We start from the raw sequence: 23,314 nt of genomic DNA, 5'->3' as shown, positions 1-23,314 counted from the left end.
GCGCGCCCTCAGTTCACCGGCAAGTGACAAACAGCTTCGATATTGTGGCCATCCGGATCGAGAATGAAAGCGCCATAATAGTTCTGATGGTAATGGGGGCGCAGACCGGGAGCACCGTTGTCGGTGCCGCCGGCGATAATCCCGACTCGATGGAACTCATCGACGATTTTCCGGTTTGAGGCAGCAAAGGCGATATGCGTGCCTGTTTGCAAAGCATCGCGCTGACCGATCCAGAAGAAAGCCTTCTGTCCAATGCCATAGCCCGCAAAACTTTCGCCTTCGGCATAAAGACGTTCTATGCCGATGGCGCGCAATATCGTGTCGTAGAAGATCTTCGATCGCTCGAAATCACGAACTCCGATCGTCACATGATCAAGCATATGGCCCTCCTAACAGCGAGATTAAGCTCCATCACCTCTGACCAATAGCGCCAGCGCCGCGATCGGCAAGTTCGACCCAGCCGATCACGAGTTTGCGGTTGGCAATCAGCCAGATCGTCGCCAGCGCGATCAAACCGACAACGATATTGGCGGCGACGAAGAGAATGGGGGCAAGTTGCGTGACTGGGCCGACATCACCACGTTCAACAAGGCGCATCGGGGCAGTCGCCAACGCTGTCGCGCCAAAGGTGAAAGCCCAATAAGCCGGACTGAAGCCTTCTTTCATGATCCAGGGCAGGAGACGCAACATGATCAGGGCTTGCAGCAAGCCGTAGCCGATCATTGCATGGACGAGCATGTCGGGAGGGCCTTGCGTAACGCTGATATAGGCAAGCGCACCAACGGCCGGCGGGGCCAGTTGAATTCCGAGGGTCGGTCTCAGTGGCGGCACGAGTGCCGGTCCTGTCAGCAGGCGATGCAGCAGGGCGGATTCGATGGCAAGCCAGGCGAAGAAGCCTGCGCCAAAGAAAAGCTGCGCCCATTGTGGAAAGCCAAGCGCCGCGCCGACGATGGCAGTGACGAAACTGCCGGCGACACTCGGCAGATAGAGTACGGCGGTCGTCGTCGCGATATCACGTTCGCCCTGCCAGAGCCCTCCGGTGCGCCAGACGGAAAATGCCAGGGTATAAACGGCGCCGATCAGGAATATGGTTTCGGCACCGATGCGCGAGTAGGGCAGGAGGCCACCGGCCACCAGCATAGTCGCGACACCGACAAGGCCGATGAAGCAGCACTGAACTGGGTGCGCCACTTCCTTGAATGCCTCCTCGCGCGCCACCATCCATTTCATAGCGTAGAGCACGATCAGCACCAGCCAGACGCCCAGCGCCAGAAAGGTCAGCACTTCCCCGACAAGTGCCGGCAGGTGCCAGATGCGTGCGCCCACACGCCAGGCATTGGCAAGACCGGAAAGCCCCAGAACCACACCGAAAAATGAAGCTGGAACCAGCGGCAATTTCAAAGACGCAGCCATATGCCCCCTTTGACGCCCTGTATGAGCGCCGCCCTAAAGAGAATGATGTAAAGAACCGAGATCGATGCTAAATCCATCGACGCGAATGGGAGAGCAAAATACAGCTTTCCTCGAAACCGGCAAAGCGCGATCATGATGAAAAGCGGGAGGTTTGACCAAGCGATATCACAGATGCGTGAACGGGCGAATTTTTCTTCGCTGTCTGGCCTGTGCATAGCTCGCCCGTCATTTGTTCATTGGAAAATACTGCGAAATGTCTCTATTGAACATTCAAACGATTAAAACCGTCCTAGGAGACTGACATATGCAAATCGGAATGATTGGCCTTGGCCGTATGGGCAACAACATGGTGCAGCGCCTGATGAGAGGCGGTCACAGCGCGGTTGTTTTCGATGCGCGTCCGGAAAGCATCGAGGGGCTGGAGCAGCTCGGTGCCACCGGCAGCAAGTCTCTCGCGGATTTCGTGTCGAAACTCGCAAAGCCGCGCGTTGTCTGGCTGATGTTGCCGGCAGCAATCGTCGACCAGGAATTGGCCGCGATCGTGCCGCTTCTCGAAGAGGGCGACATCGTCATCGACGGTGGCAATTCCTATTATCACGATGACATCCGCCGCGCCGAAGAGCTGAAACCGAAGGGTATCCATTACGTTGACGTCGGCACCAGTGGCGGCGTTTTTGGCCTGGAGCGCGGCTATTGCCTGATGATCGGCGGCGAAAAGGAAACCGTCGAACATCTTTCGCCGATCTTCGCGACGCTTGCTCCGGGTGTCGGCGACGTAGCACCCTCGAAGATGCGTTCCGAAGAAGCCGCCAAGAACAGCACGGCGGAGCAGGGCTATCTGCATTGCGGCCCGTCCGGCGCCGGCCACTTCGTCAAGATGGTCCATAACGGCATCGAATATGGCCTGATGGCCGCCTATGCCGAAGGCCTGAACGTTCTGCATCACGCCAATATCGGCAAGCAGACGGCCGAGAAGGACGCCGAAACAGCGCCGCTCTCGCATCCGCAATACTATCAGTATGATCTCGACATCGCCGAAATTTCCGAAGTCTGGCGCCGCGGCAGCGTGATCACCTCCTGGCTGCTCGACCTCACGGCCGACGCCCTGCATGGCGACGCGGCGCTTTCGCAATATGCCGGTCGCGTTTCCGACTCCGGCGAAGGCCGCTGGACGATCTCGGCCGCTATCGACGAGGGTGTTCCGACGCCAGTGCTGAGCGCCGCGCTTTACGGGCGCTTCGCTTCGCGCGGCAATGACGACTACGCCAACAAGGTTCTCTCCGCCATGCGCGCCGGCTTCGGCGGTCACCATGAGAAGCCGGCGAAGTAATCGGTCTACCGATCTGAAGAAATATGGGCCGGGTGGGTCAAACCTCCCGGCTCTTGCTTGTCTCGTTTGCCGCCGTTCCGGGAAAAATGAGTCATCGCGAAAGCGGCTATCTATTCCAGATAGGGCGTCAGCAGGTCTTCGATCCATGTCATGAATGCGCGAACTCGGCGCGACAGATTGCTCCGATGTGCTACGACAAGAGACACGGCGATCGCCCGGCGACGAAAATCGGGCATGATCTCCACAAGCGCTCCACTCTCTAAGTATTGGCCAATCCCCAAGAGTGGCGCCTGAATCAGGCCAAGGCCGGCGAGGGCGGCGGCGTCGTAGGTCTGCGCGCTGTTGACGTGTAGCGAACCAGGTAACTGAAACGTCGCGTAGCCATCACCGTCCGGATATTCCCACCCATGGGGTTTTACGCCCAGCATCGTCGAAAAATGAATTGTCCGATGTTGCTGACGCCGGAGATCTTCCAGCGATCGAGGAATGCCGTAGCGCGCCAAATAGGCGGGACTGGCAGCATTGACCATGCGCAAGAAACCCAGTGAGCGGGCGATCAGCGTCTCGTCCCTGATGGGGCCAAGCCGCAATACACAGTCAAATCCTTCTTGAACCAGATCAACTTGGCGATCGCTACTCGACAGCTCCAGCTCCAACTCGGGGTGGGTCGCCATAAAGGCCGGCAAGGCCGGCACGATCGTTGTGCGCGCCACTTCGGTCGGGAGATCGACCCGTAAACGCCCGCGGAGTGCTACGCTATCGCCTGCGAACATCGAGTGCAGGTCATCAACTTCAGCAAGCAGATCACGGGCGCGGGCATGAAATGCGCGTCCATCCTCCGTTAACTGCACACTGCGCGTCGTCCGGTGAAGGAGCCTGACACCCACATCTTCTTCCAGCTTCCGGACCGCCGTTGAGGCTCTCCCCTTTTGGATGCCCAGGCTATCGGCTGCGTGAGTAAAACTTCCCATTTCCGCGACTGTTATAAAAATGAGGATAGGTTCGAGATTCTGCATTTCGTGCCTCGATATTGTTCTTTTCTGAGAGAACAGTCAGTTCAATTCCAAGATGTTTATCATACCGTGGAGACACAGTAGCTTCGAAATTAGATGATCCTTTCGGAGAACGACAAGTGTCTAAAACCATGAACCTGCGTCAGTTGCCTGAAACCATGAACTTGTATCGCGCCCAGTTAGCCGGTCGGATGATGAGCGCGTTTGTCGTTATCGCTCTGGTGACAGATGGGGCTATACAGCTCTTCGCGCCAGCGCAGATCGCGAGCATGTTGCAGGAAACCGGGTTCGCCATGGACCTGACCCGTATCGTGGGTCCGATCATACTCGCCTGCGCCATCCTCTACGCCATTCCGGCCACCGCCGTTCTCGGCGCGATCCTGGTGACCGGCTTTCTGGGAGGCGCCATCTGCGCTCATGTCCGCGTCGGTGAGTTGGGGTCGCCGCCGGAACTTATTTCCCTGCTTCTGGGCGCGATGACATGGGGCAGCCTCTATCTGCGCGATCCCCGTGTACGGGCCATTCTGCCGCTTATCCATTGAACCAACGGGGGCATCAGTCTGTCCCGCAACATCAGGAGAAAATACATGTTTTTAGTAATGGGAATCACAGGGAAAGTGGGCGGCGCAACGGCCAAACACCTTTTGGCGCGCGGCGGGCAAGTGCGCGCGCTGGTCCGTAATCGCGAGCAGGCTTCGAGCTGGGCAAACCAGGGCGTGGAATTGGTAGACGGCGATTGGAATGATCCGGCGGCCATCGAGCATGCGCTCAAAGGCGTCGAAGGCGCATTTGTCATGTTGCCGTCTGTCTGGGCGCCTTCGCCCGATTACAAAGAAGCAAAGGGCGTGATTGCAAACTATGTCGAGGCGCTCACCAAGGCAGCTCCGCCGCGCGTGGTTGCACTTTCATCAATGGGTGCGAACAGAACCAGCGGGCTCGGGATGATCACCGCCTTGTCGCTTCTGGAACAGGGTTTTCGCGACCTGACATCCCCAATCGCATTTGTGCGCGCAGGCGGCTTCTTCGAAAACTTCCTCTACGGCTTGCAGATCGCTCAGGGCGGAACGCTACCGGTCTACTACAATCCAACAGACCGGAAATCGACCATGGTCGCGACGAACGACATCGGGGCGGAAGTCGCAACCCTTTTGACCGGGCCAGCCTGGTCAGGGCAGCGCGTCATCGAGCTCGGTTCGATGGTCAGTGCGGATGAAGTTGCTGCGCAATTGGGTGAAGTCCTGAAACTCGACGTGAGAGCCTTTGCAGTCCCGCGTGCAGGGTGGGCGGAAGCGTTCGAGCAGTTAGGCATTCCGAAGGGCCGCACCGGACCTGCCGAAGAAATGTTTGAAGCCGTGAATGCAGGATGGATGGTCCTCGGAGTCGAGGGTACGGAGCACATAGCGGGTACGACGACAGCACGCGAAGTCTTCGAGGCTGCACAGAACGCCGCCAAGACGTAAGTCCCGGAAGCATCAGGCGTGACGGAAGCTTCCCGTCTCTGCGTCGGACGTATCGCGGGAAGCACTCAACAGTTCAAGTCAAAACGGGGTGTTTACTCCCGCCCAATGTTCCGACTTCCCGAACAGCGCGGTTTTCCGTCCGGAATTGCGTAAAAACAAACAGATAGAGCGTTTTCGCGATTCGAAGAAAAGTGGAACGGCTCTAGCCGAGCAGATCCGGGCGCAGAAATATCACCCCAGTCGTCGCCCCCACCTCAAGCTCCGGCGCGTGCGGCGGACGCACGACCAGGGAGTCGGCGCGCGAAAAGACCTTCATCATCGACGAATCCTGTTTGGAGAAGGGCTCGGCGAGCCAGCCCCCGTCGGCAGCTTTCGTCAGCGTCGCGCGGACGTAATCCTGTCGCTGATCGTTCGCGGCGAAGGGCACGGCGGCGCGTGCAATGCCTTCACGCTTTACCGGAGGCAGGGATGCGCGCTTGCGAATCAGAGGTTCGAGAAAAAGCAGTCCGCAGACGAGGCTGGAGACAGGATTGCCGGGAAGGCCGAGGACATGCATGTCGCCGAGGCTACCGACCATCAGGGGCTTACCGGGGCGCATGGCAATGCGCCAGAAATCCAGCTTCATCCCCGCGGCGATCATCGTCGCCTGCACCAGATCGTGATCGCCGACCGAGGCGCCGCCGAGCGTGACGATGATATCGGCCTTTGCCACCTGCGCACGGCCAATGGCAGCGGTAATCTCGTCGCTGTCGTCGGCAACGATGCCGAGATCAAGCACATGGGCGCCGGCATTGCGCGCGAGTGCGGCAATGCCAAAGGTATTCGAGGCAATGATTTGCGATGGCCCTGGTTCATTGCCCGGAGCGACGAGCTCATCGCCGGTCGCGAGAATCGCCACCAGCGGCCGGCGATAGACATCCAATGCCGGATGATTCATGGCCGCGGCGACAGTGAGCCGCGAGAAGTCCATCACCGTACCGACGGGAAGCACAGCTTCGCCTTCCAGGAAATCCTGTCCGCGCGGGCGAATATGCTGCCCCTTGCGCAAGGGATAGGTCGTGCGGATACGATCGCCTTCCAGGCGCTCCGCATCTTCCTGCAGGAGAACCGAATCGGTGCCTGACGGAACGGGAGCGCCGGTGAAGATGCGAACTGCTTCGCCCTTGCCGACGCTGCCATCGAAGGCATGGCCGGCGGCGGAGGCGCCGATGACCTGCAGTTCCGAACCAGGCGCTGCAGCATCCTCGAAGCGCAGCGCATAGCCATCCATCGCCGAGGCGTCGAAAGGCGGCTGGGTTAGGCGGGCCGTCAGATCTTTGGCCAGAACCCGACCCTCGGCCATGTCGAGCGGAACGCTTTCGAAGCGATGGATCGGCGCGGCGCTGTCCAACAGGCGCGCTTGCGCTTCGGCGACGGGCAATAGGCTCATGTGTTAGGCCCCCGGATGGCGGAAATCCCCCGATTTGCCGCCGGATTTCTCCAATAGAGTGATGCCGCCGATTTCCATGCCACGATCGGCGGCCTTGGCCATGTCGTAGATCGTCAGGCAGGCGACGGAAACCGCCGTCAGCGCCTCCATCTCGACACCGGTGCGACCGGTCAGCTTTGCCGTCGCGATCACTCGCAGGCCGGGCAGGGCAGCGTCCTCTTCGATATCGACGGCCACCTTTGTCAGCATCAATGGATGGCAAAGCGGAATGAGATTGCTGGTCTGCTTGGCTGCCATGATGCCGGCGAGCCGCGCCGTGCCGATGACATCGCCCTTCTTGGCGTTGCCTTCGCGGATCAGCGCCAGGGTCTCCGGCTTCATCTTGACGTAGCCGGTAGCCGTAGCGCTGCGTGCCGTTTCGGCCTTGTCGCCGACATCGACCATATGCGCTTCGCCCGAGGCATCGATATGTGTGAGACCGGCCTTCAGCGTGCTCATTTCACTCGGCCGCCAGAATGCCGGCTTCGCCGTTCAGCAGCAATCGGGTCGCGGCCGCGACGTCATCCTTGCGCATAAGGCTTTCGCCGACGAGGAACGTCGTGATGCCTGCGGCCTCAAGACGTTTGCAATCGGCATGGGTGAAGACGCCGCTTTCGCCAACCAGCAGCTGATCTTTCGGCACCATGGGTGCCAGGTTCTCGCTGACCGTCAAGCTGACTTCGAAGGTACGCAGATTGCGGTTGTTGATGCCGATCAGCGGCGAGGAGAGCTTCAGCGCGCGCTCCATCTCTTCGGCGTCATGCACCTCGACCAGCACATCCATGCCGAGGCCGAAGGCTTCGTCCTGGAGACGCTCGGCATCATCGTCCGAAAGCGAGGCCATGATGAGGAGGATACAATCGGCACCCCAGGCACGGGCTTCCTGTACCTGATAGGTGTCGAACATGAAGTCCTTGCGCAGTGCCGGCAGCGCGCAGGCCGCGCGGGCTGATGTCAGGAATTCGGGCGCGCCCTGGAAGCTCGGCGTATCGGTCAGGACCGAAAGACAGGCCGCTCCGCCGGCCTCATAAGCCTTGGCAAGCGCCGGCGGGTCGAAATCGGGACGGATCAGGCCCTTGGACGGGCTTGCCTTCTTGATCTCGGCGATCAGGCCGAAAATACCGGCATCTTGCTTGGCCAGCAGCGCCTTGTGAAAGCCGCGCGGTGCGGACTGCCCGGCCTGCATCGCCTTGAGATCGGCAAGCGACAGCTTGACCTTGGCGGCAGCGATTTCCTCGCGCTTGTAGGCTTCGATCTTTCTAAGGATATCGGTCATGACGTCCTAGCCCTGTCCTTCCTCGTTGGAAACGGCAATGAGCTTTTCCAACGCAACGGCGGTAGCGCCGCTATCGAGCGAATGGGCCGCGAGCTTCATGCCATCATGGAGCGTTTCCGCCTTGCCGGCAATGACCAGCGAGGCGGCCGCATTGGCAAGAGCGATGTCGCGATAGGCGTTCTTTTCGCCACCCAGCACCGCACGAAGAGCCGCAGCATTGGCAACGCCGTCGCCGCCCTTGAGATCGGCAAGATCGGCATGCTGCAGACCGAAATCTGATGGTGTCAGCTCGAAGCTGCGGATCTTGCCGTTTTCCAGAGCTGCGACGGAGGTCTTGCCGGTCGTGGTGATTTCATCGAGGCCGTCGCCATGCACGACCCAGACGCTCTCGGCTTTCAGATCCTTCAGAACTTCGGCCAGCGGCAGCACCCATTGCGGTGCGAAGACGCCGAGCAGCTGGCGGCGCGCGCCCGCGGGATTCGAAAGCGGACCAAGAAGGTTGAAGATCGTCCGCGTGCCGAGTTCGACGCGCGAGGGACCGACATGGCGCATGGAGGAATGATGCAGCTGCGCGAACATGAAGCCGATACCGGCTTCCCGAATGCAGCGGGCGATCGTCTCCGGTCCGATATCAAGCTTGATGCCCAATACGGACTGTGTGTCGGCGGTGCCGGCCTTGGAACTCTGAGCCCGATTGCCGTGCTTGGCGACGGGCACGCCGGCGCCGGCGACGATGAATGCCGCCAGCGTCGAGATATTGTATGTGCCAAAACCATCGCCGCCGGTGCCGACGATATCGATGGCATCCGCCGGCGCCTTCACCGGCAGCATCTTGGCCCGCATCGTGGTCACGGCGCCGACGATCTCATCAACCGTTTCGCCGCGCACGCGCAACGCCATGAGAAAGGCACCGATCTGCGACGGCGTGGCCTCGCCCGACATCAGGATTTCGAATGCCTGCCGGGCTTCGTCCCGCGTCAGCGCCTCACGATTGGCGACCTTGGCGAGGAAAGGCTTCAATTCTGTCATTGATGATCCATCCTCCCGTATGGGTCTAGCGGGACATCGCCTGTTCGGCGAGGCTCTGGTTGACCGTGACGGCGTATTTGGACTGCAGCTGATTGACCATCTGGTCGAGGATGTCGTCGCCTGCCGCATTGGCGATCTGGGCGACCTGCTGATCGTCGTTGCTCAGCGCATCTGTCGTCGGATTGTCGTTGACATCGGTGACCTTGAGCAGGATCTGCGTCGTGTCATCGGCGCCGACGGCATTTGCGGCCGTGTCGATTGGACCAGAGAAGGCGGCAGCGATACCACCGCGACCGAGAACCGGATCATCCGTCGAGCGCGTGATACCGGTCTTGCTTTCGACGGCAATGCCAAGCGGCGTGGCGATGTCGGCAAGCGACTTGCCCTTCTGCGCTGCCTGTTTCAGCTCGGTTGCCTTGGCGGCAAGCGCGACCTTCTGCTGCTCCGCGGTCCAGTCGGCGACGGCCTTTTCACGCACTTCGGCAAGCGGACGATCGTGATCGGGCGTGACGTTCATGACGTCATACCAGATGTAGCCGTCGTTGCCGACTGTCAGGGGAGCAGGGTTACCGCCCTGATCGGCCTTGAAGACTTCCGAAATCAGCTGCTGTCGGGCCGGCAGATCCTTGATCTCATTGCCCTTCTGATCGAGGCCAGTCTGATCGATCGCATCGATGGTGACGAGCTTCAGCTTGAGCTGCGAAGCTGCATCCTGCAGCGATGCGCCAGAGCCGCGCAGGTCTTCGAACTTGTCGTGGACGCTGGTGATTTCGTTGGCGGCGTTGGCGAGCGCAATCTGCTTGCGGATATCTTCCTTGACCTCGTCGAAATTCTTCGCCGTTTCGTTCTTTACATTGGTCACGCGCAGGATGACCGGGCCGAACGAACCGTCCACGACCGGGGTTGTACCGCCTTCCTTGGAGACGGCGAAAGCAGCTTCGGCAACGGTCTTGTCCGGAACCTGATCCTTGGTGAAGGTGCCGAGCAGCACGTCGGACGGCTTCTTGCCCTGGTCGGAGACGAGCTGGTCGAAGGTGGTTCCCGTCTTCAACGCATCGGCGGCCGCGTTGGCAAGATCCTTGTTGGCGAAAGTCAACTGCTCGATGGTGCGCGTTCCCGGCGTGGTAAAGCTGTCCTTGCGCTTGTCGAACTGCGCGCGCACTTCGTCATCCGTAACACTTGCCAGATCGGCAATATCCTCGGCCTGCAGCTTCACATAGGCGAACTTACGGTATTCAGGTGCACGATATTTCGACTTCACACCATCGAACCATTTCTGCAACACGTCGTCGGCCGGCGCCTTAACGGGATCGATATTGGCATTGGTCAGCAGCAGATAATCGATGCTGCGGGTCTCGTCATGATACTGCTTGACCGCATCGACAAGAACCGAAGGCGCGATAAAGCCGTTCGATACCGCCTCGACGATCTGGCTGCGGATCGCGACCTTGCTGCGCTCCTTGATATAATCGTCCGGCGATATGCTGCTATTGCGCAGAAGCATATCGAACTTTTGACGGTCAAAGGCGCCGTTCGCAGCCTTGAAAGCAGGATCGTCGCCGATGAGCTTGGCAAGGCGGTCTTGCGAAAGGCCGAGGTTCATATCGGCGGCAAGCTGATCGAGCGAGGCGCCGGCGACGAGCTGCGCGACCGTCTGCTGCCCGATACCGAAGGCGCGGGCCTGCTCCGGCGTGATCTGCATGCGCAGCTGCTGGCTGATCGCCTGGATCTGGCGGCGATAGGCGAGACGGAACTCGTTGGTATCAATGTGCTGATCGCCAACCGTGACAACGGTATTGCTGCTGCCACCGGTGATGAGGGACCGCTCGACGCCCCACACGCCGAAGGCTGCCGCAAGAAGAAGCAACAAACCCTTGGCAACCCAGGTCTGGGCGATTTTTCTCAGCACGTCGAACATCGGAAAGCAAACCTCGTCATCATCAAGTCTTCGCCCGCAGGCGAAACAATCGGAGTTCCTTAGAACAATCCGAACCGGAATTGAAGAGCCAGCGGGGAAATCGCCGGATGAGGCGCAAATATGCCGGAACCTTTGAGAAGCGGCGGCGTTTCAGCAATACGGAAACACAAGGAGCAAACGATGGCAGAGACGAAATCAGCCTCCACTCAGTCGTCTTCGGCACGAGCACAAACGGAAACGGCAATGGAGGATCTTGCCGCCCAGGTCGCAGCGTTGCGCGAAGATCTGGCAAAGCTGTCACAAAGCGTGGCGGCTGTGGGGCAGGGAGCGAAATCTGTCGTCGCGGAGGAAGCCCAGGAGATCACCGAGCAGTTGCGCGAGAGAGTTCGCGAAGACCCGATTTTCATGGTCGCTGCCGCAGCCGGCATCGGCTATCTGATCGGTCTCCTGAGCCGACGCTAGCTTCAGGACGAACTTTCGATCGGTGGACGAGCCCTGCGAGCCACCACAGCTGCGAAACTGCCGAAAAGGCGCGGACGAACCGTCCGCGCCTTTTCAATTGGTCGGAAGTGGAGGCGGCCACACCTGAGAGCTGTAGTTCCCACCAAATACGCCACAACCAGCGCCTGCTGCGACATCTTTGCGACACTCCCTGCGACATCTTGACCGTCGCCACTTGTTGAACGCCCACCCTCTTGTATCGCATGGTCGCTTACTATAGGTAATGACAATTATAAGGTTGCTTATGAATAGCAGGCTCCTCATACCATGAATTCGACACCCACCGTTGGTTTTCTCCTCCATGACGTTGCTCGACTGCTTCGAAAGAGATTCGAGCAGCGTGCGAAGGATTTGGGCCTGACACGCTCGCAGTGGCAGACCCTTGCCTACCTCGCGAACAATGAAGGTATCCATCAGGCCGGACTGGCCGAGATTCTGGAAATCGAGCCGATCACCCTGGTGCGTATCCTCGACAAGCTCAGCGAACGGGGGCTGGTGGAACGCCGGCAGCATCCGAACGATCGACGAAGCTGGCTTCTTTACATGCGCGAAGAGGCTCGTCCGCTAATGGACACCATGCGCAGCATAGGCGAACAGTCGCGCCGGGAAGCACTCGAGGGCGCCTCTCAGGAAGATCAAGAACGCCTCTATGAATTGCTTACCCTTATGAAATCGAACCTGGTCAGCGCCTGCCGTTCGAAGGCAGTCGACAAAGAGTTACAACATGGCTGAAGCATCCTCTCCGCTTCGCGTACCCGCGAACGCAAACTCCTCCGAACAAAGTCAAACTCCTGTCGCCGAGGCCCCATCCTCCAACCCGGCGCAGCAACCCTCGACGACCGTTCCGGCCACACCGGCTGCACCTCCTGAAACGCCGCGCAAGCGCCGCGGCCTGACGCGGCCGGTGATGTTTGCGCTGCTTCCGATAGCACTTGCCATCGGCGGTTATTACTACGTTACCGGCGGACAGATCATGTCCACGGACAATGCCTATATCCAGGCTGACATGGTCGGGGTTTCCACAGACGTCTCCGGCACGGTGATCTCGATCGACGTGCATGAGAACGAAACCGTTAGGAAAGGGCAGGTGCTTTTTCGCCTGAAGCCGGATTCTTTCCGAATCGCGCTCGAGGGCGCGAAAGCACAGCTCGGCAATGCCAGGAACCAGATCCTGAACCTGCAGGCGAGCTACAAGCAATCCCTGTCGGAAATTGCACAGGCACAGGCCGATATCCCGTACTATCAGACGGAATTCGACCGCCAGCAAAACCTGATCACCAATTCGGTCGCTTCCAAGGCGGCCTTCGACCAAGCCAGACACAATCTCGAAGCCGCGCAGCAGAAGGTATTGGTCGCAAAGGCCACAGCCGCTGCGACTCTCGCCCAGCTGGGCGGCGAAGGTACTGCCGATCTGCCTCCGGAGCAGAACCCGCTCTATCTGCAGGCGAAGGCGGCGGTTGACAATGCGCAGCGCGAACTTGACGACACCGTCGTCAAGGCCCCCTTCGACGGCGTGACCGCAAACGTACCCTCGCTGCAGGTCGGCGCCTATCTGACGGCCTCCCAGCCGGGCTTCTCGCTGGTTTCCACCACGCATCTGTGGATCAATGCCAGCCCGAAGGAAACCGAACTCACCTATGTCCGGCCTGGCCAGAAGGTCGACATCTCGGTCGATGCCTATCCGGGCGTTACGTGGAAGGGCACGGTCGCCAGCATTTCGCCGGCATCCGGCTCGAGCTTCTCGCTTCTGCCGGCGCAAAACACAACTGGTAACTGGGTCAAGGTCGTACAGCGCATACCGATGATCATCAATATCGACGACACGGCGGGCAAGCCTCCGCTGCGAGTCGGGATGAGTGTCGTCGCCGGTGTCGACACCGGCCATGCCCGCGGCCTGCCTGATTTCATTACCAACCTGCTGGGCCGTTCCCGCGGTCAGGATCATGAGTAATACCGCCACCGCTTCTCCCGCGGTACCCGTTGCCAACCGCGGCGCGATCACCGCCTGCGTCATCCTGTCCGTCATCATGCAGGCGCTGGACACCACCATCGCCAACGTCGCTCTGCCGCATATCCAGGGCGACGTTTCCGCCAGTGCGGACCAGATCAACTGGGTTCTGACGTCCTATATCGTCGCAGCGGCGATCATGACGCCGCCCTCCGGCTTTCTTTCTGCGAAGTTCGGCCGCAAGCGCGTTCTGCTAGTAGCGATCGCCGGATTCGTCGCCGCCTCGGTCCTGTGCGGCCTGTCGGAATCGCTGATACAGATCGTCGGCTTCCGCCTGTTGCAGGGCCTCTTCGGCGCCGCGCTCGTGCCGCTGTCGCAGGGCATTCTGCTCGATATCTACAGTGTCGAGGAACGCGGCCGCGCGATGGCGCTGTTCGGCGTCTCGGTCATGGTCGGCCCGGTGCTCGGGCCGGTCATCGGCGGCTGGCTGACCGACAATATCAGCTGGCGCTGGGTGTTCTACATCAACGTGCCGATCGGCGCGCTCGCCTTCTTCGGCATCGTCGTCTACGTGACCGAAACGAAGCTCGATGCGCTTGCCAAGCTCGACTGGTTCGGCTTCAGCATGCTTTCGATCGCGATTGCCGGCCTGCAGCTTTTCCTCGACCGCGGTGAACAGCTGGACTGGTTCTATTCCAGTGAGATCATCATCGAGGCGCTCGTCTGCGTCAGCGCCTTCTATCTTTTCCTGGTGCACATGTTCACGGCCGAGCGAAGTTTCGTCAATCCGCGGCTGTTCATGGACCAGAACTTTGCCGTCAGCATCCTGTTCATCTTCATTGTCGGCGTCACCTATCTGGCTTCGCTGGCGCTGATGACGCCTTATCTGCAAACGCTGATGGGTTATCCGGTCGTGACAGCCGGTATTGTCATGGGGCCGCGCGGTCTCGGCACGATGTTCTGCATGTTCCTGGTCGGGCGCCTGATCGGCAAGGTGGACACGCGCTGGCTGTTGTTCATCGGTCTCGCGCTGACCGCCTGGGCCATGTACGACATGACAGGCTGGACACCGGATGTTTCGCAATGGACGCTGATTTCAGTCGGCTTCGTGCAGGGTGCGGGCCTCGGTTTCCTCTTCGTGCCGCTGACGACGATCGCCTTTGCGACGCTGCCGGCGCAGATGCGCGGCGAGGGGACCGGCCTCTACAACCTCTCGCGTAACATCGGCTCCAGCGTCGGCATTTCGGTCGTCTCGATGCTGATTACGGAGAACACGCAGGTCAACCATGCCAACATCGCCGCCTATGTGACGCCGTTCAACCGCTATTTCGACCTCACGGCCGCGCAGGGCGTGAGCCCGTTCACGGCGGTCGGCAGGGCCTCGCTTGATGGCATGATCACGACGCAGGCGACCATCATCGCCTATATGGACGACTTCAAACTGCTGATGCTGATGTCGATCTGCGCCATGCCGCTGCTTGTGCTCCTGCGCAAGCCGAAGGCGCCGCCGGCGGTCGATCACAGCGTCGCAATGGAATAGCCGCGCAGCCTTTCCAGTTTCACTGCGTGGTTATCGGCCGCCGGGCGCCACCCCGGCGGCTTATTTTTGATCCATCCCTAAAAACGACGGCTGACGAAGCGCGAGCCGGCGGCTCCGAAACGCCAAAGGGGATCGACATTCTTCGTGATGCCGATGCGCTTGCCCGCCACGATCGGCACCCTTTCCGCAAGCGAAAACGAAAACGGAGCCGCATCCAATGAACGGCCATTAAGCCCTATGTCGACGGCCAAGGCCTGCGAGAGCTTTCCCGGCCCGTTGCAAAGCGAAACGATATCGGCAAGGCCGCGCCGCTTCACCATCTCCTCGATGCCGCTCTCCGGCTCCAGTGCCCGAATGAGTACGGCGCTCGCGCCGGTACAGACAAAGTTCAGGCACCAGTGGATGCCATAGGACCGATAGATGTAGACATGTCCTGCCGGCCCGAACATGGCCGCATTGCGCGGCGTCTGCCCGTTATAGGCATGGGATGCCGCGTCATCCGGCCGATAGGCCTCCGTCTCGACAATGTGTCCACCGACACCCGCAACGGTCACACGCGCTCCGATCAGATCGGAGGCGACTGCTACGGCGTCCCGGCTGAAGAAGGCGGCAAGTGCATCGCCGGTAAGAGGCTTGGCTCCAAGAGAGAGGGAATCATCGTCAAGTGTCATGGGCGAGGGCGATATCCAGATTGGTCGACACCGAACCGTTTGTAAAAAACGCAGAGTTTTGGAACCTCTTTTCCTACAAATTTCGGTGAAAGGACAGCAGACAATTAGCCCCGGCATGACGGATTTCCAGGATACACAATCCGATCGACGGCACCGGAAAGAGCATTCCTTCCGCTGGACCAGCAAATCCGCGGCCGCCCCCTTCTTTAACAAAGCCATCCAACTTATTGATTTAAATAAATCTCCATTTGCAAAAGAGCTGAATAGCAGAGAGTGAGGCAGCAAATGAGGATTATTTGCCCACGCCTTCGATTTGCCGAAATGAAGAGGTCGGATGCTTTGCGTGATGATAATTGACAAACACTAAGCTTCGCTTATCATTAGCCTGCTTCAGTCAGATTTGACCCCTGACCTGGCGAAGGGGGTTCGGCCGCTTTAGCTGGCCGGCCCCCCTTGTTTTTGCCGGTTTAGACAAGCGCTTTCGAATGGTTTGGATGCTTCTCTGGAAGCGACGCGGTCCTACAATCCAGACTCCCGCCTTTACATCACACTATCAAAATCATGATCCACGCTTGGGTAGAGGGGTTGAACAATATCCTGCGCCGTGGTCTGCATCCGGCTTGGATATAGGCTGGTTTCTTCGTCGAAACCGCGGAGCGCGACCAAGACGGTAAGCCGGTGCTGGAACCAAAATATTCGGGACTGCACTACCTTAGACATTGGTTCGCATCATGATGCATCAATCGTCGCAAGGATGGCGGTTTGGAACTTCCGACGAAGTTCGTTCAGGAGCGCATGGGGCATTCGACGATCGCGATGACAATGGACACGTATGGCATCTATTTCCGCGCATCGATGACGGCTCCGAACTGGCCGCGGCGGCGGAATTTGTGCTCTCTTGACGCAACATGAATGCAACACATAGCGCATATCGCCATATAATTCAGGCTTTACGTCTTGATTTGTAATCAGAGGGTCGCGGGTTCGCAAATCCGCAATAGCTCACCGCTATCTCAAAAGTAGAAAAGCTCATGAAACCGAAACTCGTCCCGAACGTGGGCCGGGTGCTTTGTTGTGCGCGGAGCATCCGCCTCATCGTCGTGGCCGGCATCCTGTCCGGCTGCGGAATCGCACTCGCGATCATTGACCAGATCGTCGCGAAGCCCCGCGGTGTCTTTGCCGCATTATCTGGCCTCGTGACCTGCGGAGCGCTGATCAGTCGCCTTGTCGCCGAAGAAAGCCTGAAAGGCAATGAAGATGGCGAGTAAGCGCGCCAAAGCCGGCATTGCAATGGCCGTCACCACATTGGCGGCGCCGTCAGAGGGCTATTATGGCTACGTCTATAAAGACCCGAAACGTCAAGGGCAACCTGGCTGCGGTTCAGGAAGACGTTTCGCAAATGCGGCCGGTCACCGACGACGTGAAGCGATGGAAACTCATGAGCCTGGGGGCGTTAGGCATGATCGGGATCATCGGCATGGCGCTTGGCGTGTCGTTTGTCGATACATTGAAGCGAATAGGCTTTTGCTTATCGGCAAATAGCCCTGCCTCGAGGGGATGAGGCAGGGTGCGGAGGCTAGGCAACGAACCTCCTATGCGAATATCCGGTTGAGGGTGGGCACTAGTCGCACACAGTTTCGCGCACCATCACTCGATGATGATGGCGGTAAGCGTAGTGCCTCTCCGTCCAGCACCGGCGATGATACCTATAGCGCGGGCCGTCATAATATCCATCATATGCGTAGGCTGGCGGATAGCGATAATAGCGCGGTGGCGGCGGATCGTAGTCGTAGCGAGGCCCAACTCCGTATTCAAAGTAGACCTGAGAGAATGCCGGCGATGCCGCCAAAGTCGTTGCGAGCGCCAGCGCCGCGATTACGATTCTTTTCATTTCTTTTCCATTCCGATTTACATACAGCTGCGAGGCATTAATCCACGCCTTAGATGTAATATGCCATGAACGCTGCGCGTGAACACGGACCAAAGTCCCGATCAAGTATGGACCTTGGCCTGAGAACTCGTGAAAGCTCGGTTCGCTAGCGTTGACGAAGCTAGCGTTAAAATAGCAAACGCTTTGCGCATGACTGTTCCTCTGGCTGAGAAAACCATCATCGCTACCGGGCGGGTTTAGTCCATCGTCACAAAAGGTGGTGTTTCTACTAGGCTCCTGTAGAACCCAGCAGCAACCACGACACCGCCGAAGGTCGAGCGAACAAAGACGCTGGCCTATGACGCAGCTCAGACAGCGGTTCTGATTGAAGCTTTCCACCCAGGCAGGATGTTTATACCGATGCTTCTCGCCGTGATGTGCGGGTTGAGGCGAGGGGAGATCCTGGCGTTGCGCTGGCGCCATGTCGAATTAGGCGACAACAGACGCATGCTTTCCATCAGGGAGAGTGCAGAACAAACGAAGGACAAGGTCCGATACAAAGAAAGGCGGCGGATCGCCCACAGTGGCGCTGTCGTCGATGATGCTGAAAGAGCTGAAGGCTCACCGGACGAAACAAGCGGAAGAGCTTTTGAAAATCGGCATCAGGCCAGACTATGACTCGTTCGTGGTGGCTCAGGTCGACGGTCGCCCGCTGAAGCCGGTCTCTCTCACCCATGAGTGGACAAGGCCGCTTGGGGAAAACGTCTTTACCTCTTATTCGCTTCCACGGTCTGCGCCATACCCATGCATCACAGATGCTTGCCGCCGGCGTCCATCCGAAGGTCGCCAGCGAGCGTTTAGGCCATTCAACAATAGGGATCACGCTTGATCTTTACTCGCCTGTGATGCCAGGAATGCAGGCTGATGCCGCTGAACAAGTTGACGCGGCGTTGCAAGTCGCTATAAGCGCAAGTCGGAAAACGAAATAGTTGCAAACTGCGTAGCAAACGACTATTTCACTCCTTGGTATTAAAGAGAAAAATCATTTAATATCAAATAGATGGAAGAGTGTCCGAGTGGTTTAAGGAACCGGTCTTGAAAACCGGCGTGCGGGAAACCGTACCGTGGGTTCGAATCCCACCTCTTCCGCCATGCTTTTATGAAATCATTAGATTTTTGACGGTCAGGCGGCTCTGATGCCGCCCGAGGTCACTGCTGGCTAGCGCCGTGCCGATTGGCTTCACACCGGCGTGCAGAAAAGCTGTACGAATTTGAAGCTCGTCAGCCAGCCGATGTCCGGGGATGTGCCGACATCGATCACCTCTTTGCCGTCATAGGCATCCACTTTGAAGCTGTAGTTCAGATCCTCAAATATTTTCATGATCGTGGAGACCGTCCTGACCGGGTTGTCGAAGAGGAAAGTGTGCAGTTCGAGATTGATATAGGGCCGATAGGACAGGATCTTTGGTGCCCCCAGCAATACTTCGAGATCAGCGCCGTCCACATCGATCTTCAGGAAATCGACCTTTCTCAAATGATCGTAGTCGTCATCCAGCCTGACGACATCCACCTTGGTCGACATTCTCGGGTCCTGATCCGATGCCAGAACCATGAAGGAACCCTGGCTGTCGTGAACCGGCAACATGCCCTTCCGGTCGCCGGCTGCGCGCGGATGGACGACGACGTTTTCCAGTCCGTTCAGCTTGGCATTGCGTTCGATCACGGCGGCGTTGGCAGGAGATGCCTCCCAGGCGTGGACCACACCACTCGGCCCCGCACACAGAGCCAGAAGAACCGTTGTAAGCCCCTGATGTGCACCGCATTCGAGAACCGTGGCACCCGGCCTGATGGTATCGATCCACCATTGCCGCTCGCTTTGCCATTGATTGGGGTAGCTGTACCATTGCCGGCCCAACTCGTCCTGAATATGAATATCGAACTTATGCGGCCCGACAAAACGCTCGCGCGCGATGAACGGTTCGAAGACTTCAGACATCTTGGTATGCCCCCTTTTAACCCAACATACACGACCTGCCGAAAGGCAGGCCCATCGAACGCCCGCAGTCTTACAGGATCACCCTACGTAGATCAATAATTACTAATATCTAATGTTTTGATCGATTTTGGGCTGATTGCCGTCAAGGGTGAAGCATGACGTGTCACATTGGGAATTCCTGTCTTGTCTTGTCCTTCGCAACGCTATTTCCAAAGGAGATGACAAATGATCCGCCAGCGCATCGCAATCGTCTATCATAGCGGTTATGGGCACACGGGCAGACAGGCCGAAGCCGTCAGGGCGGGGGTCGAGGAGGTCGACGGCGCAGAAGCCATGCTGTTGACCGTCGATGAGGTGGAGCGCCACTGGGGCGATCTCAATGCGGCACAGGCGATCATCTTCGGTTCGCCGACTTATATGGGCGCGGTTTCCGCGCCATTTAAAACATTCCAGGAGGCAACGTCGAATGCGGTTCTCGCCAGAGGCTATCTCTGGAAGGACAAGATCGCAGCCGGCTTCACCACCTCCGGATCACGATCCGGTGACAAGCTTTCGACGCTGATGCAGATGGTGATTTTTGCAGCCCAGCATGGAATGCATTGGGTCGGTCTCGATCTTCCTCCGGCGAACTGCTCTTCGACAGGTTCGGAAGAGGATATGAACCGTCTCGGCTTCTGGCTCGGCGCCGCGGCGCAGGCGAATACGGATGAAGGCCCTGAAACCGCGCCGCCCGCATCCGATCTTGCCACCGCGCGCCATCTTGGAAAACGTGTGGCGCTGGCTACGTTGCAATTCGTTCGCGGCCGCGACTTCGATCCATTTCCACGCGAGTTTGCGGCCCATGAGTGAGACATCCTTCGACCCGATCTTTTCCGAGCTGCGCCCGCGCCTCGTCAGGCTTGCCTACAGGATGCTCGGGTCGGTCGCGGATGCGGAGGACATCGTGCAGGATAGCTGGCTACGCTGGCTGGCGACCGATCGCACCTCCGTTCGCGAACCGGCGGCATTCCTGCGGACCGTCGTCACCAGACTTTGTCTGAACGAGCTGAAATCCGCGCGCCGTCGCCGGGAATCCTATGTGGGCTCCTGGTTGCCGGAGCCGATCTTCGATCCGGAGGATGGCGATGCCGCCGACGATATAACCATGCCGCTGATGCTGGCCTTGGAGCGACTTTCGCCGCTGGAGCGGGCCGCCTTTCTGCTGCATGACGTGTTCGGCATGGATTTCGATGAGATCTCCTCCGCGATCGGTCGCGAGGCGGCCGCTTGCCGCAAGCTTGCCAGCCGGGCTAGGGCGCATGTCACTGAGGCCCGGCCGCGTTTCGCCGTCGGCAAGGAACAGGGGCTCAAGCTTGCCGCGGCTTTCTTCACGGCGTCGAGAACGGGAGACATGGCCTCTCTTCGGACCTTGCTTTCCGAGGATGTCATTGTCTATGCCGACGGCGGCGGCAAGGTGGCGACGTCGCAGCGACCACACATCGGGCTTTCTGCCACCATGCGGCTCCATGAGCAGCTGGCGCGAATTTTCCGCGCGCATCCCTCACAACTGATCCACTATGCCGTCATCGATGGCTTGCCAGGCTTCGTGACAATAGAAGCCGACAATGTGGTGCAGACGACCGCGCTGCAGATCGAACGGGAAAAGGTTGTTGCCATCTATTGCACCCGCAATCCGGACAAGCTGCGACACATTATCGAGACTTTGCCGCATTGATGGGTCGCATCGATGGTTGACGGCGTGAAGCGGGAGATGCGAAACCCACATCTTCTTTGCGCTGCTATGGCGCCTTGGCAAAGGGGGTGGGCATGCAGCGCTTCAGCATACGCCGTCTGGATCGTGACAACGCTTCGATGTTCAGGGACATCCGCTTGGAAGGACTGGCCCGTCACCCGGAAGCATTTGGCGCATCGCACGACGAAGAGCTGGACTATTCGCTGACCCAGATTGGCGACAGGATTGAAAACAATGCCATATTTGGTGGCTTTGCAGATGACGGAATGCTGGTAGGCGTCGTCGCGGTTGCACGATCAAAGAGCACGAAGATGCGCCACATCGCCACGATCTGGGGGATGTATGTGCGCCCGGAAGGGCGAGGCACCGGCCTGTCGCGTTCCCTGATGATCGCGGCGATCGACGAGGCTGGGCAAACATGCCGCTCGATCCGACTAACGGTTGTATCCTCCAACGCGGCAGCCATTCGCCTCTATGAATCTCTTGGCTTCAAGGCCTGGGCGGTCGATATGGAAGCGCTAAAAGTCGGCAATATCTATCATGACGAAATACTGATGCGTCTTGATACAGGCGCCTGAAAGAACTGCGCCGAAACTGCTCACAACAATCCCATCACATGGCAAACCGAGTGCATCTGTTGCAATCCGGAACGACTGATGGCGACCAGAAAACAAGTCATTACCGGAGCGGGGCGGTCGTGACCGACACTACTTGCAGCAGGCAATGCTTTACTGGGCATTAACCATGATCTTCGGAATTTCTTCAGTGCGCTCAATTTGCATCGCAAAATGGACAAACTGCAATCATGATTAAAGCACCGTTAGGTGATTGGAGCGTAGCAGGATACCGGAATGAGGGACGTACCGGTAGCAGACCTCCGTCAAAGTAATGAGTAGCGGCTTGGGACAGATGAAATTCGAAAATCGTGCAGTGACATACGCAACGGGTATGCGTTGGTTTGCTCTCTCACTGATGTGCGCAACCATCACGGCCTGCGGAACGTCTCAAAAAGTTGCTTCGACGCGCCAGCACGGCAAGGAATATTTCTCCGAGAAGGAATACGGCGTGAAGGCGAGCCCTCGCGTCGTCAACAACGGCCCGGTGCCAAAGGGCGGCGGCCGCTTCATGGTCGGCAATCCCTATCAGGTGAAGGGCAAGTGGTATTACCCCAAGGAAGATTTCGGCTATAACAAGGTCGGCATTGCGTCTTGGTACGGCTCTGCATTCCACGGTCGCCTCACGGCCAATGGCGAAGTCTACGACCAGCAGTCGCTGACCGCAGCGCACCCGACGTTCCCACTGCCGAGCTATGCTCGCGTCACCAATGTCGAAACCGGCTCCTCCATCATCGTCCGCGTCAACGATCGCGGCCCATACCATCCCGGCCGCATCATCGATCTTTCCAACAAGACGGCGCAGCTACTCGATCTCCAGCACAGCGGCACTGGCGACGTACGCGTGCAATATGTCGGCCGTGCCCGCATGGACGGTCATGACGAGCCTTATCTGATGGCATCCTATATTCCGAAGGGTTCGCGCCTGCCCAGCATCAATCCGGGCGGCCAGATCGCAACCGGCGTGATGGTTGCTTCGGCCGGGCGCATGACCGCGGATCAGCTGCCGGATTCGTATACGCCGACACCGACGCGCGCCAGCCGTCAGGTGCGCAGCTTTGATGCTACGCCGGCGATCGCGCCCATTCCGCGCCAGTCGCCTTATTCGGCAACGGCCTTCGCCGATGCGCCGAAGCCCGCTTATAATGGCGACAGGCGCAACAATCCGCCGCCGATGACCTGGAACGGCGGCGCGATGCCTGCCGTTGAGTCCGCCGATCCCGTGATGATCGTTCTGCCGCAGATCGGGCCGATCCCACGCGAGCGACCTGATTTTACGCCTCGCATGGCAAGCCTCGACAACCAGTCCCTGGGCTCCATGGTTGCCGGCTATCAGGAGACACCGGTCAAGACCGTATACGTCGATCTCGCCTTCGATGCCGTCATGGTTCGCAACGACGGCCTCACGCAGGAATCGATCCTCTCGTCCTATCGCCGCCAGCATCAGGGTACGACGCAGGTCGATTGATCGGCGTCATTGCCTGAATCTTAACCCGTCACTAAAATAATCGTGCGGGTGGTCGGATGAAGGGGAC

At 58.8% G+C, this 23,314-nt stretch carries 26 protein-coding genes, 1 tRNA gene and 1 pseudogene; 17 read left to right on the top strand and 11 right to left on the bottom strand.

What is annotated here, in order from left to right; translation table 11 throughout:
- Positions 1 to 8: 8 nt before the first annotated feature.
- Together ABOK31_RS07280 and tehA are read right to left on the bottom strand one after the other, a co-directional pair.
- Positions 9 to 380, bottom strand: a complete 372-nt coding sequence (locus tag ABOK31_RS07280) for a VOC family protein (RefSeq protein WP_349958290.1) — start codon at positions 378 to 380, stop codon at positions 9 to 11.
- A gap of 31 nt (positions 381 to 411) precedes the next feature.
- On the bottom strand, positions 412 to 1,413 hold the full coding sequence (tehA, locus tag ABOK31_RS07275) for a dicarboxylate transporter/tellurite-resistance protein TehA (protein WP_349958289.1): 1,002 nt from the start codon (positions 1,411 to 1,413) through the stop codon (positions 412 to 414).
- Positions 1,414 to 1,717: 304 nt separating this feature from the next.
- Between tehA and gnd the strand changes: the two genes are divergently transcribed.
- A complete protein-coding gene (gnd, locus tag ABOK31_RS07270; protein ID WP_349958288.1) occupies positions 1,718 to 2,743 on the top strand; it encodes a phosphogluconate dehydrogenase (NAD(+)-dependent, decarboxylating) in 1,026 nt (341 codons plus the stop codon).
- A gap of 110 nt (positions 2,744 to 2,853) precedes the next feature.
- On the opposite strand, the gene ABOK31_RS07265 is transcribed toward gnd, so the two are convergent.
- Entirely contained in the window at positions 2,854 to 3,759 is a 906-nt protein-coding gene (locus ABOK31_RS07265) for a LysR family transcriptional regulator (RefSeq protein ID WP_349958287.1), read from the bottom strand.
- 116 nt (positions 3,760 to 3,875) lie between these two features.
- Here ABOK31_RS07265 and ABOK31_RS07260 point away from each other — a divergent pair, with 116 nt between their 5' ends.
- A complete protein-coding gene (locus ABOK31_RS07260; RefSeq protein ID WP_349958286.1) occupies positions 3,876 to 4,298 on the top strand; it encodes a DoxX family protein in 423 nt (140 codons plus the stop codon).
- A 45-nt stretch (positions 4,299 to 4,343) separates the two neighbouring features.
- A complete protein-coding gene (locus tag ABOK31_RS07255) occupies positions 4,344 to 5,216 on the top strand; it encodes an NmrA family NAD(P)-binding protein (protein WP_349958285.1) in 873 nt (290 codons plus the stop codon).
- Between the two features lie 202 nt (positions 5,217 to 5,418).
- Here ABOK31_RS07255 and glp read toward each other — a convergent pair whose 3' ends face one another.
- Genes glp through ABOK31_RS07230 form a run of 5 tightly spaced genes read right to left on the bottom strand, consistent with a single transcriptional unit; the run spans position 5,419 to position 10,907 of the window.
- A complete protein-coding gene (glp, locus tag ABOK31_RS07250; RefSeq protein WP_349958284.1) occupies positions 5,419 to 6,645 on the bottom strand; it encodes a gephyrin-like molybdotransferase Glp in 1,227 nt (408 codons plus the stop codon).
- A 3-nt stretch (positions 6,646 to 6,648) separates the two neighbouring features.
- Entirely contained in the window at positions 6,649 to 7,143 is a 495-nt protein-coding gene (gene moaC, locus ABOK31_RS07245; RefSeq protein ID WP_174174940.1) for a cyclic pyranopterin monophosphate synthase MoaC, read from the bottom strand.
- 1 nt (position 7,144) lies between these two features.
- Positions 7,145 to 7,960, bottom strand: a complete 816-nt coding sequence (gene trpC / locus ABOK31_RS07240; protein ID WP_349958283.1) for an indole-3-glycerol phosphate synthase TrpC — start codon at positions 7,958 to 7,960, stop codon at positions 7,145 to 7,147.
- A gap of 6 nt (positions 7,961 to 7,966) precedes the next feature.
- The gene (trpD, locus tag ABOK31_RS07235; protein WP_349958282.1) at positions 7,967 to 8,989 is read right to left on the bottom strand and encodes an anthranilate phosphoribosyltransferase; all 1,023 of its coding nucleotides are present in this window, start codon (positions 8,987 to 8,989) and stop codon (positions 7,967 to 7,969) included.
- A 25-nt stretch (positions 8,990 to 9,014) separates the two neighbouring features.
- The gene (locus ABOK31_RS07230) at positions 9,015 to 10,907 is read right to left on the bottom strand and encodes a SurA N-terminal domain-containing protein (RefSeq protein ID WP_349958281.1); all 1,893 of its coding nucleotides are present in this window, start codon (positions 10,905 to 10,907) and stop codon (positions 9,015 to 9,017) included.
- Positions 10,908 to 11,087: 180 nt separating this feature from the next.
- Between ABOK31_RS07230 and ABOK31_RS07225 the strand changes: the two genes are divergently transcribed.
- The 4 genes from ABOK31_RS07225 (at position 11,088) to ABOK31_RS07210 (ending at position 14,896) form a co-directional block, all read left to right on the top strand.
- Positions 11,088 to 11,369: a hypothetical protein gene (locus ABOK31_RS07225; RefSeq protein ID WP_349958280.1), complete on the top strand. Its 282-nt coding sequence runs from the start codon at positions 11,088 to 11,090 to the stop codon at positions 11,367 to 11,369.
- Positions 11,370 to 11,675: 306 nt separating this feature from the next.
- Positions 11,676 to 12,140, top strand: a complete 465-nt coding sequence (locus ABOK31_RS07220; protein ID WP_349958279.1) for a MarR family transcriptional regulator — start codon at positions 11,676 to 11,678, stop codon at positions 12,138 to 12,140.
- On the top strand, positions 12,133 to 13,359 hold the full coding sequence (locus ABOK31_RS07215; protein WP_349958278.1) for an HlyD family secretion protein: 1,227 nt from the start codon (positions 12,133 to 12,135) through the stop codon (positions 13,357 to 13,359). Before ABOK31_RS07220 ends, ABOK31_RS07215 begins: the two co-directional genes overlap by 8 nt.
- Positions 13,352 to 14,896, top strand: a complete 1,545-nt coding sequence (locus tag ABOK31_RS07210) for a DHA2 family efflux MFS transporter permease subunit (RefSeq protein WP_349958277.1) — start codon at positions 13,352 to 13,354, stop codon at positions 14,894 to 14,896. The genes ABOK31_RS07215 and ABOK31_RS07210 overlap by 8 nt, the downstream gene beginning before the upstream one ends.
- A gap of 77 nt (positions 14,897 to 14,973) precedes the next feature.
- On the opposite strand, the gene ABOK31_RS07205 is transcribed toward ABOK31_RS07210, so the two are convergent.
- A complete protein-coding gene (locus ABOK31_RS07205) occupies positions 14,974 to 15,567 on the bottom strand; it encodes a DNA-3-methyladenine glycosylase (protein WP_349958276.1) in 594 nt (197 codons plus the stop codon).
- Between the two features lie 576 nt (positions 15,568 to 16,143).
- Between ABOK31_RS07205 and ABOK31_RS07200 the strand changes: the two are divergent.
- From ABOK31_RS07200 to ABOK31_RS07190, 3 genes and pseudogenes are all read left to right on the top strand, one after another.
- Positions 16,144 to 16,469 (top strand): annotated as a pseudogene (locus tag ABOK31_RS07200) (site-specific integrase); the annotation flags it as partial.
- A gap of 129 nt (positions 16,470 to 16,598) precedes the next feature.
- Complete coding sequence (locus ABOK31_RS07195; RefSeq protein WP_174174925.1) at positions 16,599 to 16,835, top strand: hypothetical protein; 237 nt, start codon at positions 16,599 to 16,601, stop codon at positions 16,833 to 16,835.
- Between the two features lie 62 nt (positions 16,836 to 16,897).
- Complete coding sequence (locus tag ABOK31_RS07190; RefSeq protein WP_349958275.1) at positions 16,898 to 17,128, top strand: DUF1515 family protein; 231 nt, start codon at positions 16,898 to 16,900, stop codon at positions 17,126 to 17,128.
- A gap of 60 nt (positions 17,129 to 17,188) precedes the next feature.
- On the opposite strand, the gene ABOK31_RS07185 is transcribed toward ABOK31_RS07190, so the two are convergent.
- The gene (locus ABOK31_RS07185) at positions 17,189 to 17,458 is read right to left on the bottom strand and encodes a hypothetical protein (protein ID WP_174174922.1); all 270 of its coding nucleotides are present in this window, start codon (positions 17,456 to 17,458) and stop codon (positions 17,189 to 17,191) included.
- A 399-nt stretch (positions 17,459 to 17,857) separates the two neighbouring features.
- Between ABOK31_RS07185 and ABOK31_RS07180 the strand changes: the two genes are divergently transcribed.
- From ABOK31_RS07180 to ABOK31_RS07170, 3 genes are all read left to right on the top strand, one after another.
- Complete coding sequence (locus tag ABOK31_RS07180) at positions 17,858 to 18,115, top strand: hypothetical protein (protein ID WP_349958274.1); 258 nt, start codon at positions 17,858 to 17,860, stop codon at positions 18,113 to 18,115.
- A gap of 56 nt (positions 18,116 to 18,171) precedes the next feature.
- On the top strand, positions 18,172 to 18,426 hold the full coding sequence (locus tag ABOK31_RS07175) for a tyrosine-type recombinase/integrase (RefSeq protein ID WP_349958273.1): 255 nt from the start codon (positions 18,172 to 18,174) through the stop codon (positions 18,424 to 18,426).
- A gap of 73 nt (positions 18,427 to 18,499) precedes the next feature.
- Positions 18,500 to 18,589, top strand: a tRNA-Ser gene (locus tag ABOK31_RS07170).
- An 88-nt stretch (positions 18,590 to 18,677) separates the two neighbouring features.
- Here the strand turns inward: ABOK31_RS07170 and ABOK31_RS07165 are convergent.
- Positions 18,678 to 19,433: an FkbM family methyltransferase gene (locus ABOK31_RS07165; protein WP_349958272.1), complete on the bottom strand. Its 756-nt coding sequence runs from the start codon at positions 19,431 to 19,433 to the stop codon at positions 18,678 to 18,680.
- A gap of 225 nt (positions 19,434 to 19,658) precedes the next feature.
- Between ABOK31_RS07165 and ABOK31_RS07160 the strand changes: the two genes are divergently transcribed.
- The 4 genes from ABOK31_RS07160 to ABOK31_RS07145 all read left to right on the top strand — a co-directional run bounded on the left by ABOK31_RS07160 (position 19,659) and on the right by ABOK31_RS07145 (position 23,247).
- The gene (locus ABOK31_RS07160) at positions 19,659 to 20,282 is read left to right on the top strand and encodes a flavodoxin family protein (protein WP_349958271.1); all 624 of its coding nucleotides are present in this window, start codon (positions 19,659 to 19,661) and stop codon (positions 20,280 to 20,282) included.
- Complete coding sequence (locus ABOK31_RS07155) at positions 20,275 to 21,147, top strand: sigma-70 family RNA polymerase sigma factor (protein ID WP_349958270.1); 873 nt, start codon at positions 20,275 to 20,277, stop codon at positions 21,145 to 21,147. The genes ABOK31_RS07160 and ABOK31_RS07155 overlap by 8 nt, the downstream gene beginning before the upstream one ends.
- A gap of 92 nt (positions 21,148 to 21,239) precedes the next feature.
- Positions 21,240 to 21,743 carry a GNAT family N-acetyltransferase gene (locus tag ABOK31_RS07150; RefSeq protein ID WP_349958269.1) on the top strand — a complete coding sequence of 168 codons (504 nt, stop codon included), beginning with the start codon at positions 21,240 to 21,242 and terminating at the stop codon, positions 21,741 to 21,743.
- Positions 21,744 to 22,074: 331 nt separating this feature from the next.
- Positions 22,075 to 23,247, top strand: a complete 1,173-nt coding sequence (locus tag ABOK31_RS07145) for a septal ring lytic transglycosylase RlpA family protein (RefSeq protein WP_349958268.1) — start codon at positions 22,075 to 22,077, stop codon at positions 23,245 to 23,247.
- Positions 23,248 to 23,314: the final 67 nt, after the last annotated feature.

Origin of the sequence: Rhizobium sp. ZPR4, assembly GCF_040215725.1 — a bacterium.
GTDB lineage: Bacteria > Pseudomonadota > Alphaproteobacteria > Rhizobiales > Rhizobiaceae > Rhizobium > Rhizobium rhizogenes_D.
Note: the sequence above shows the minus strand (reverse complement) of the source record. Positions and strands in the feature narration are given on the sequence as shown.

Excerpts from the sequence above, each read along its gene's own strand:
- ABOK31_RS07280 (WP_349958290.1), bottom strand. The coding sequence starts at position 380 with ATGCTTGATCATGTGACGATCGGAGTTCGTGATTTCGAGCGATCGAAG.
- tehA (WP_349958289.1), bottom strand. The coding sequence starts at position 1,413 with ATGGCTGCGTCTTTGAAATTGCCGCTGGTTCCAGCTTCATTTTTCGGT.
- gnd (WP_349958288.1), top strand. The coding sequence starts at position 1,718 with ATGCAAATCGGAATGATTGGCCTTGGCCGTATGGGCAACAACATGGTG.
- ABOK31_RS07265 (WP_349958287.1), bottom strand. The coding sequence starts at position 3,759 with ATGCAGAATCTCGAACCTATCCTCATTTTTATAACAGTCGCGGAAATG.
- ABOK31_RS07255 (WP_349958285.1), top strand. The coding sequence starts at position 4,344 with ATGTTTTTAGTAATGGGAATCACAGGGAAAGTGGGCGGCGCAACGGCC.
- glp (WP_349958284.1), bottom strand. The coding sequence starts at position 6,645 with ATGAGCCTATTGCCCGTCGCCGAAGCGCAAGCGCGCCTGTTGGACAGC.
- moaC (WP_174174940.1), bottom strand. The coding sequence starts at position 7,143 with ATGAGCACGCTGAAGGCCGGTCTCACACATATCGATGCCTCGGGCGAA.
- trpC (WP_349958283.1), bottom strand. The coding sequence starts at position 7,960 with ATGACCGATATCCTTAGAAAGATCGAAGCCTACAAGCGCGAGGAAATC.
- trpD (WP_349958282.1), bottom strand. The coding sequence starts at position 8,989 with ATGACAGAATTGAAGCCTTTCCTCGCCAAGGTCGCCAATCGTGAGGCG.
- ABOK31_RS07230 (WP_349958281.1), bottom strand. The coding sequence starts at position 10,907 with ATGTTCGACGTGCTGAGAAAAATCGCCCAGACCTGGGTTGCCAAGGGT.
- ABOK31_RS07225 (WP_349958280.1), top strand. The coding sequence starts at position 11,088 with ATGGCAGAGACGAAATCAGCCTCCACTCAGTCGTCTTCGGCACGAGCA.
- ABOK31_RS07220 (WP_349958279.1), top strand. The coding sequence starts at position 11,676 with ATGAATTCGACACCCACCGTTGGTTTTCTCCTCCATGACGTTGCTCGA.
- ABOK31_RS07215 (WP_349958278.1), top strand. The coding sequence starts at position 12,133 with ATGGCTGAAGCATCCTCTCCGCTTCGCGTACCCGCGAACGCAAACTCC.
- ABOK31_RS07210 (WP_349958277.1), top strand. The coding sequence starts at position 13,352 with ATGAGTAATACCGCCACCGCTTCTCCCGCGGTACCCGTTGCCAACCGC.
- ABOK31_RS07205 (WP_349958276.1), bottom strand. The coding sequence starts at position 15,567 with ATGACACTTGACGATGATTCCCTCTCTCTTGGAGCCAAGCCTCTTACC.
- ABOK31_RS07195 (WP_174174925.1), top strand. The coding sequence starts at position 16,599 with ATGAAACCGAAACTCGTCCCGAACGTGGGCCGGGTGCTTTGTTGTGCG.
- ABOK31_RS07190 (WP_349958275.1), top strand. The coding sequence starts at position 16,898 with ATGGCTACGTCTATAAAGACCCGAAACGTCAAGGGCAACCTGGCTGCG.
- ABOK31_RS07185 (WP_174174922.1), bottom strand. The coding sequence starts at position 17,458 with ATGAAAAGAATCGTAATCGCGGCGCTGGCGCTCGCAACGACTTTGGCG.
- ABOK31_RS07180 (WP_349958274.1), top strand. The coding sequence starts at position 17,858 with ATGCTTCTCGCCGTGATGTGCGGGTTGAGGCGAGGGGAGATCCTGGCG.
- ABOK31_RS07175 (WP_349958273.1), top strand. The coding sequence starts at position 18,172 with ATGAGTGGACAAGGCCGCTTGGGGAAAACGTCTTTACCTCTTATTCGC.
- ABOK31_RS07165 (WP_349958272.1), bottom strand. The coding sequence starts at position 19,433 with ATGTCTGAAGTCTTCGAACCGTTCATCGCGCGCGAGCGTTTTGTCGGG.
- ABOK31_RS07160 (WP_349958271.1), top strand. The coding sequence starts at position 19,659 with ATGATCCGCCAGCGCATCGCAATCGTCTATCATAGCGGTTATGGGCAC.
- ABOK31_RS07155 (WP_349958270.1), top strand. The coding sequence starts at position 20,275 with ATGAGTGAGACATCCTTCGACCCGATCTTTTCCGAGCTGCGCCCGCGC.
- ABOK31_RS07150 (WP_349958269.1), top strand. The coding sequence starts at position 21,240 with ATGCAGCGCTTCAGCATACGCCGTCTGGATCGTGACAACGCTTCGATG.
- ABOK31_RS07145 (WP_349958268.1), top strand. The coding sequence starts at position 22,075 with ATGAAATTCGAAAATCGTGCAGTGACATACGCAACGGGTATGCGTTGG.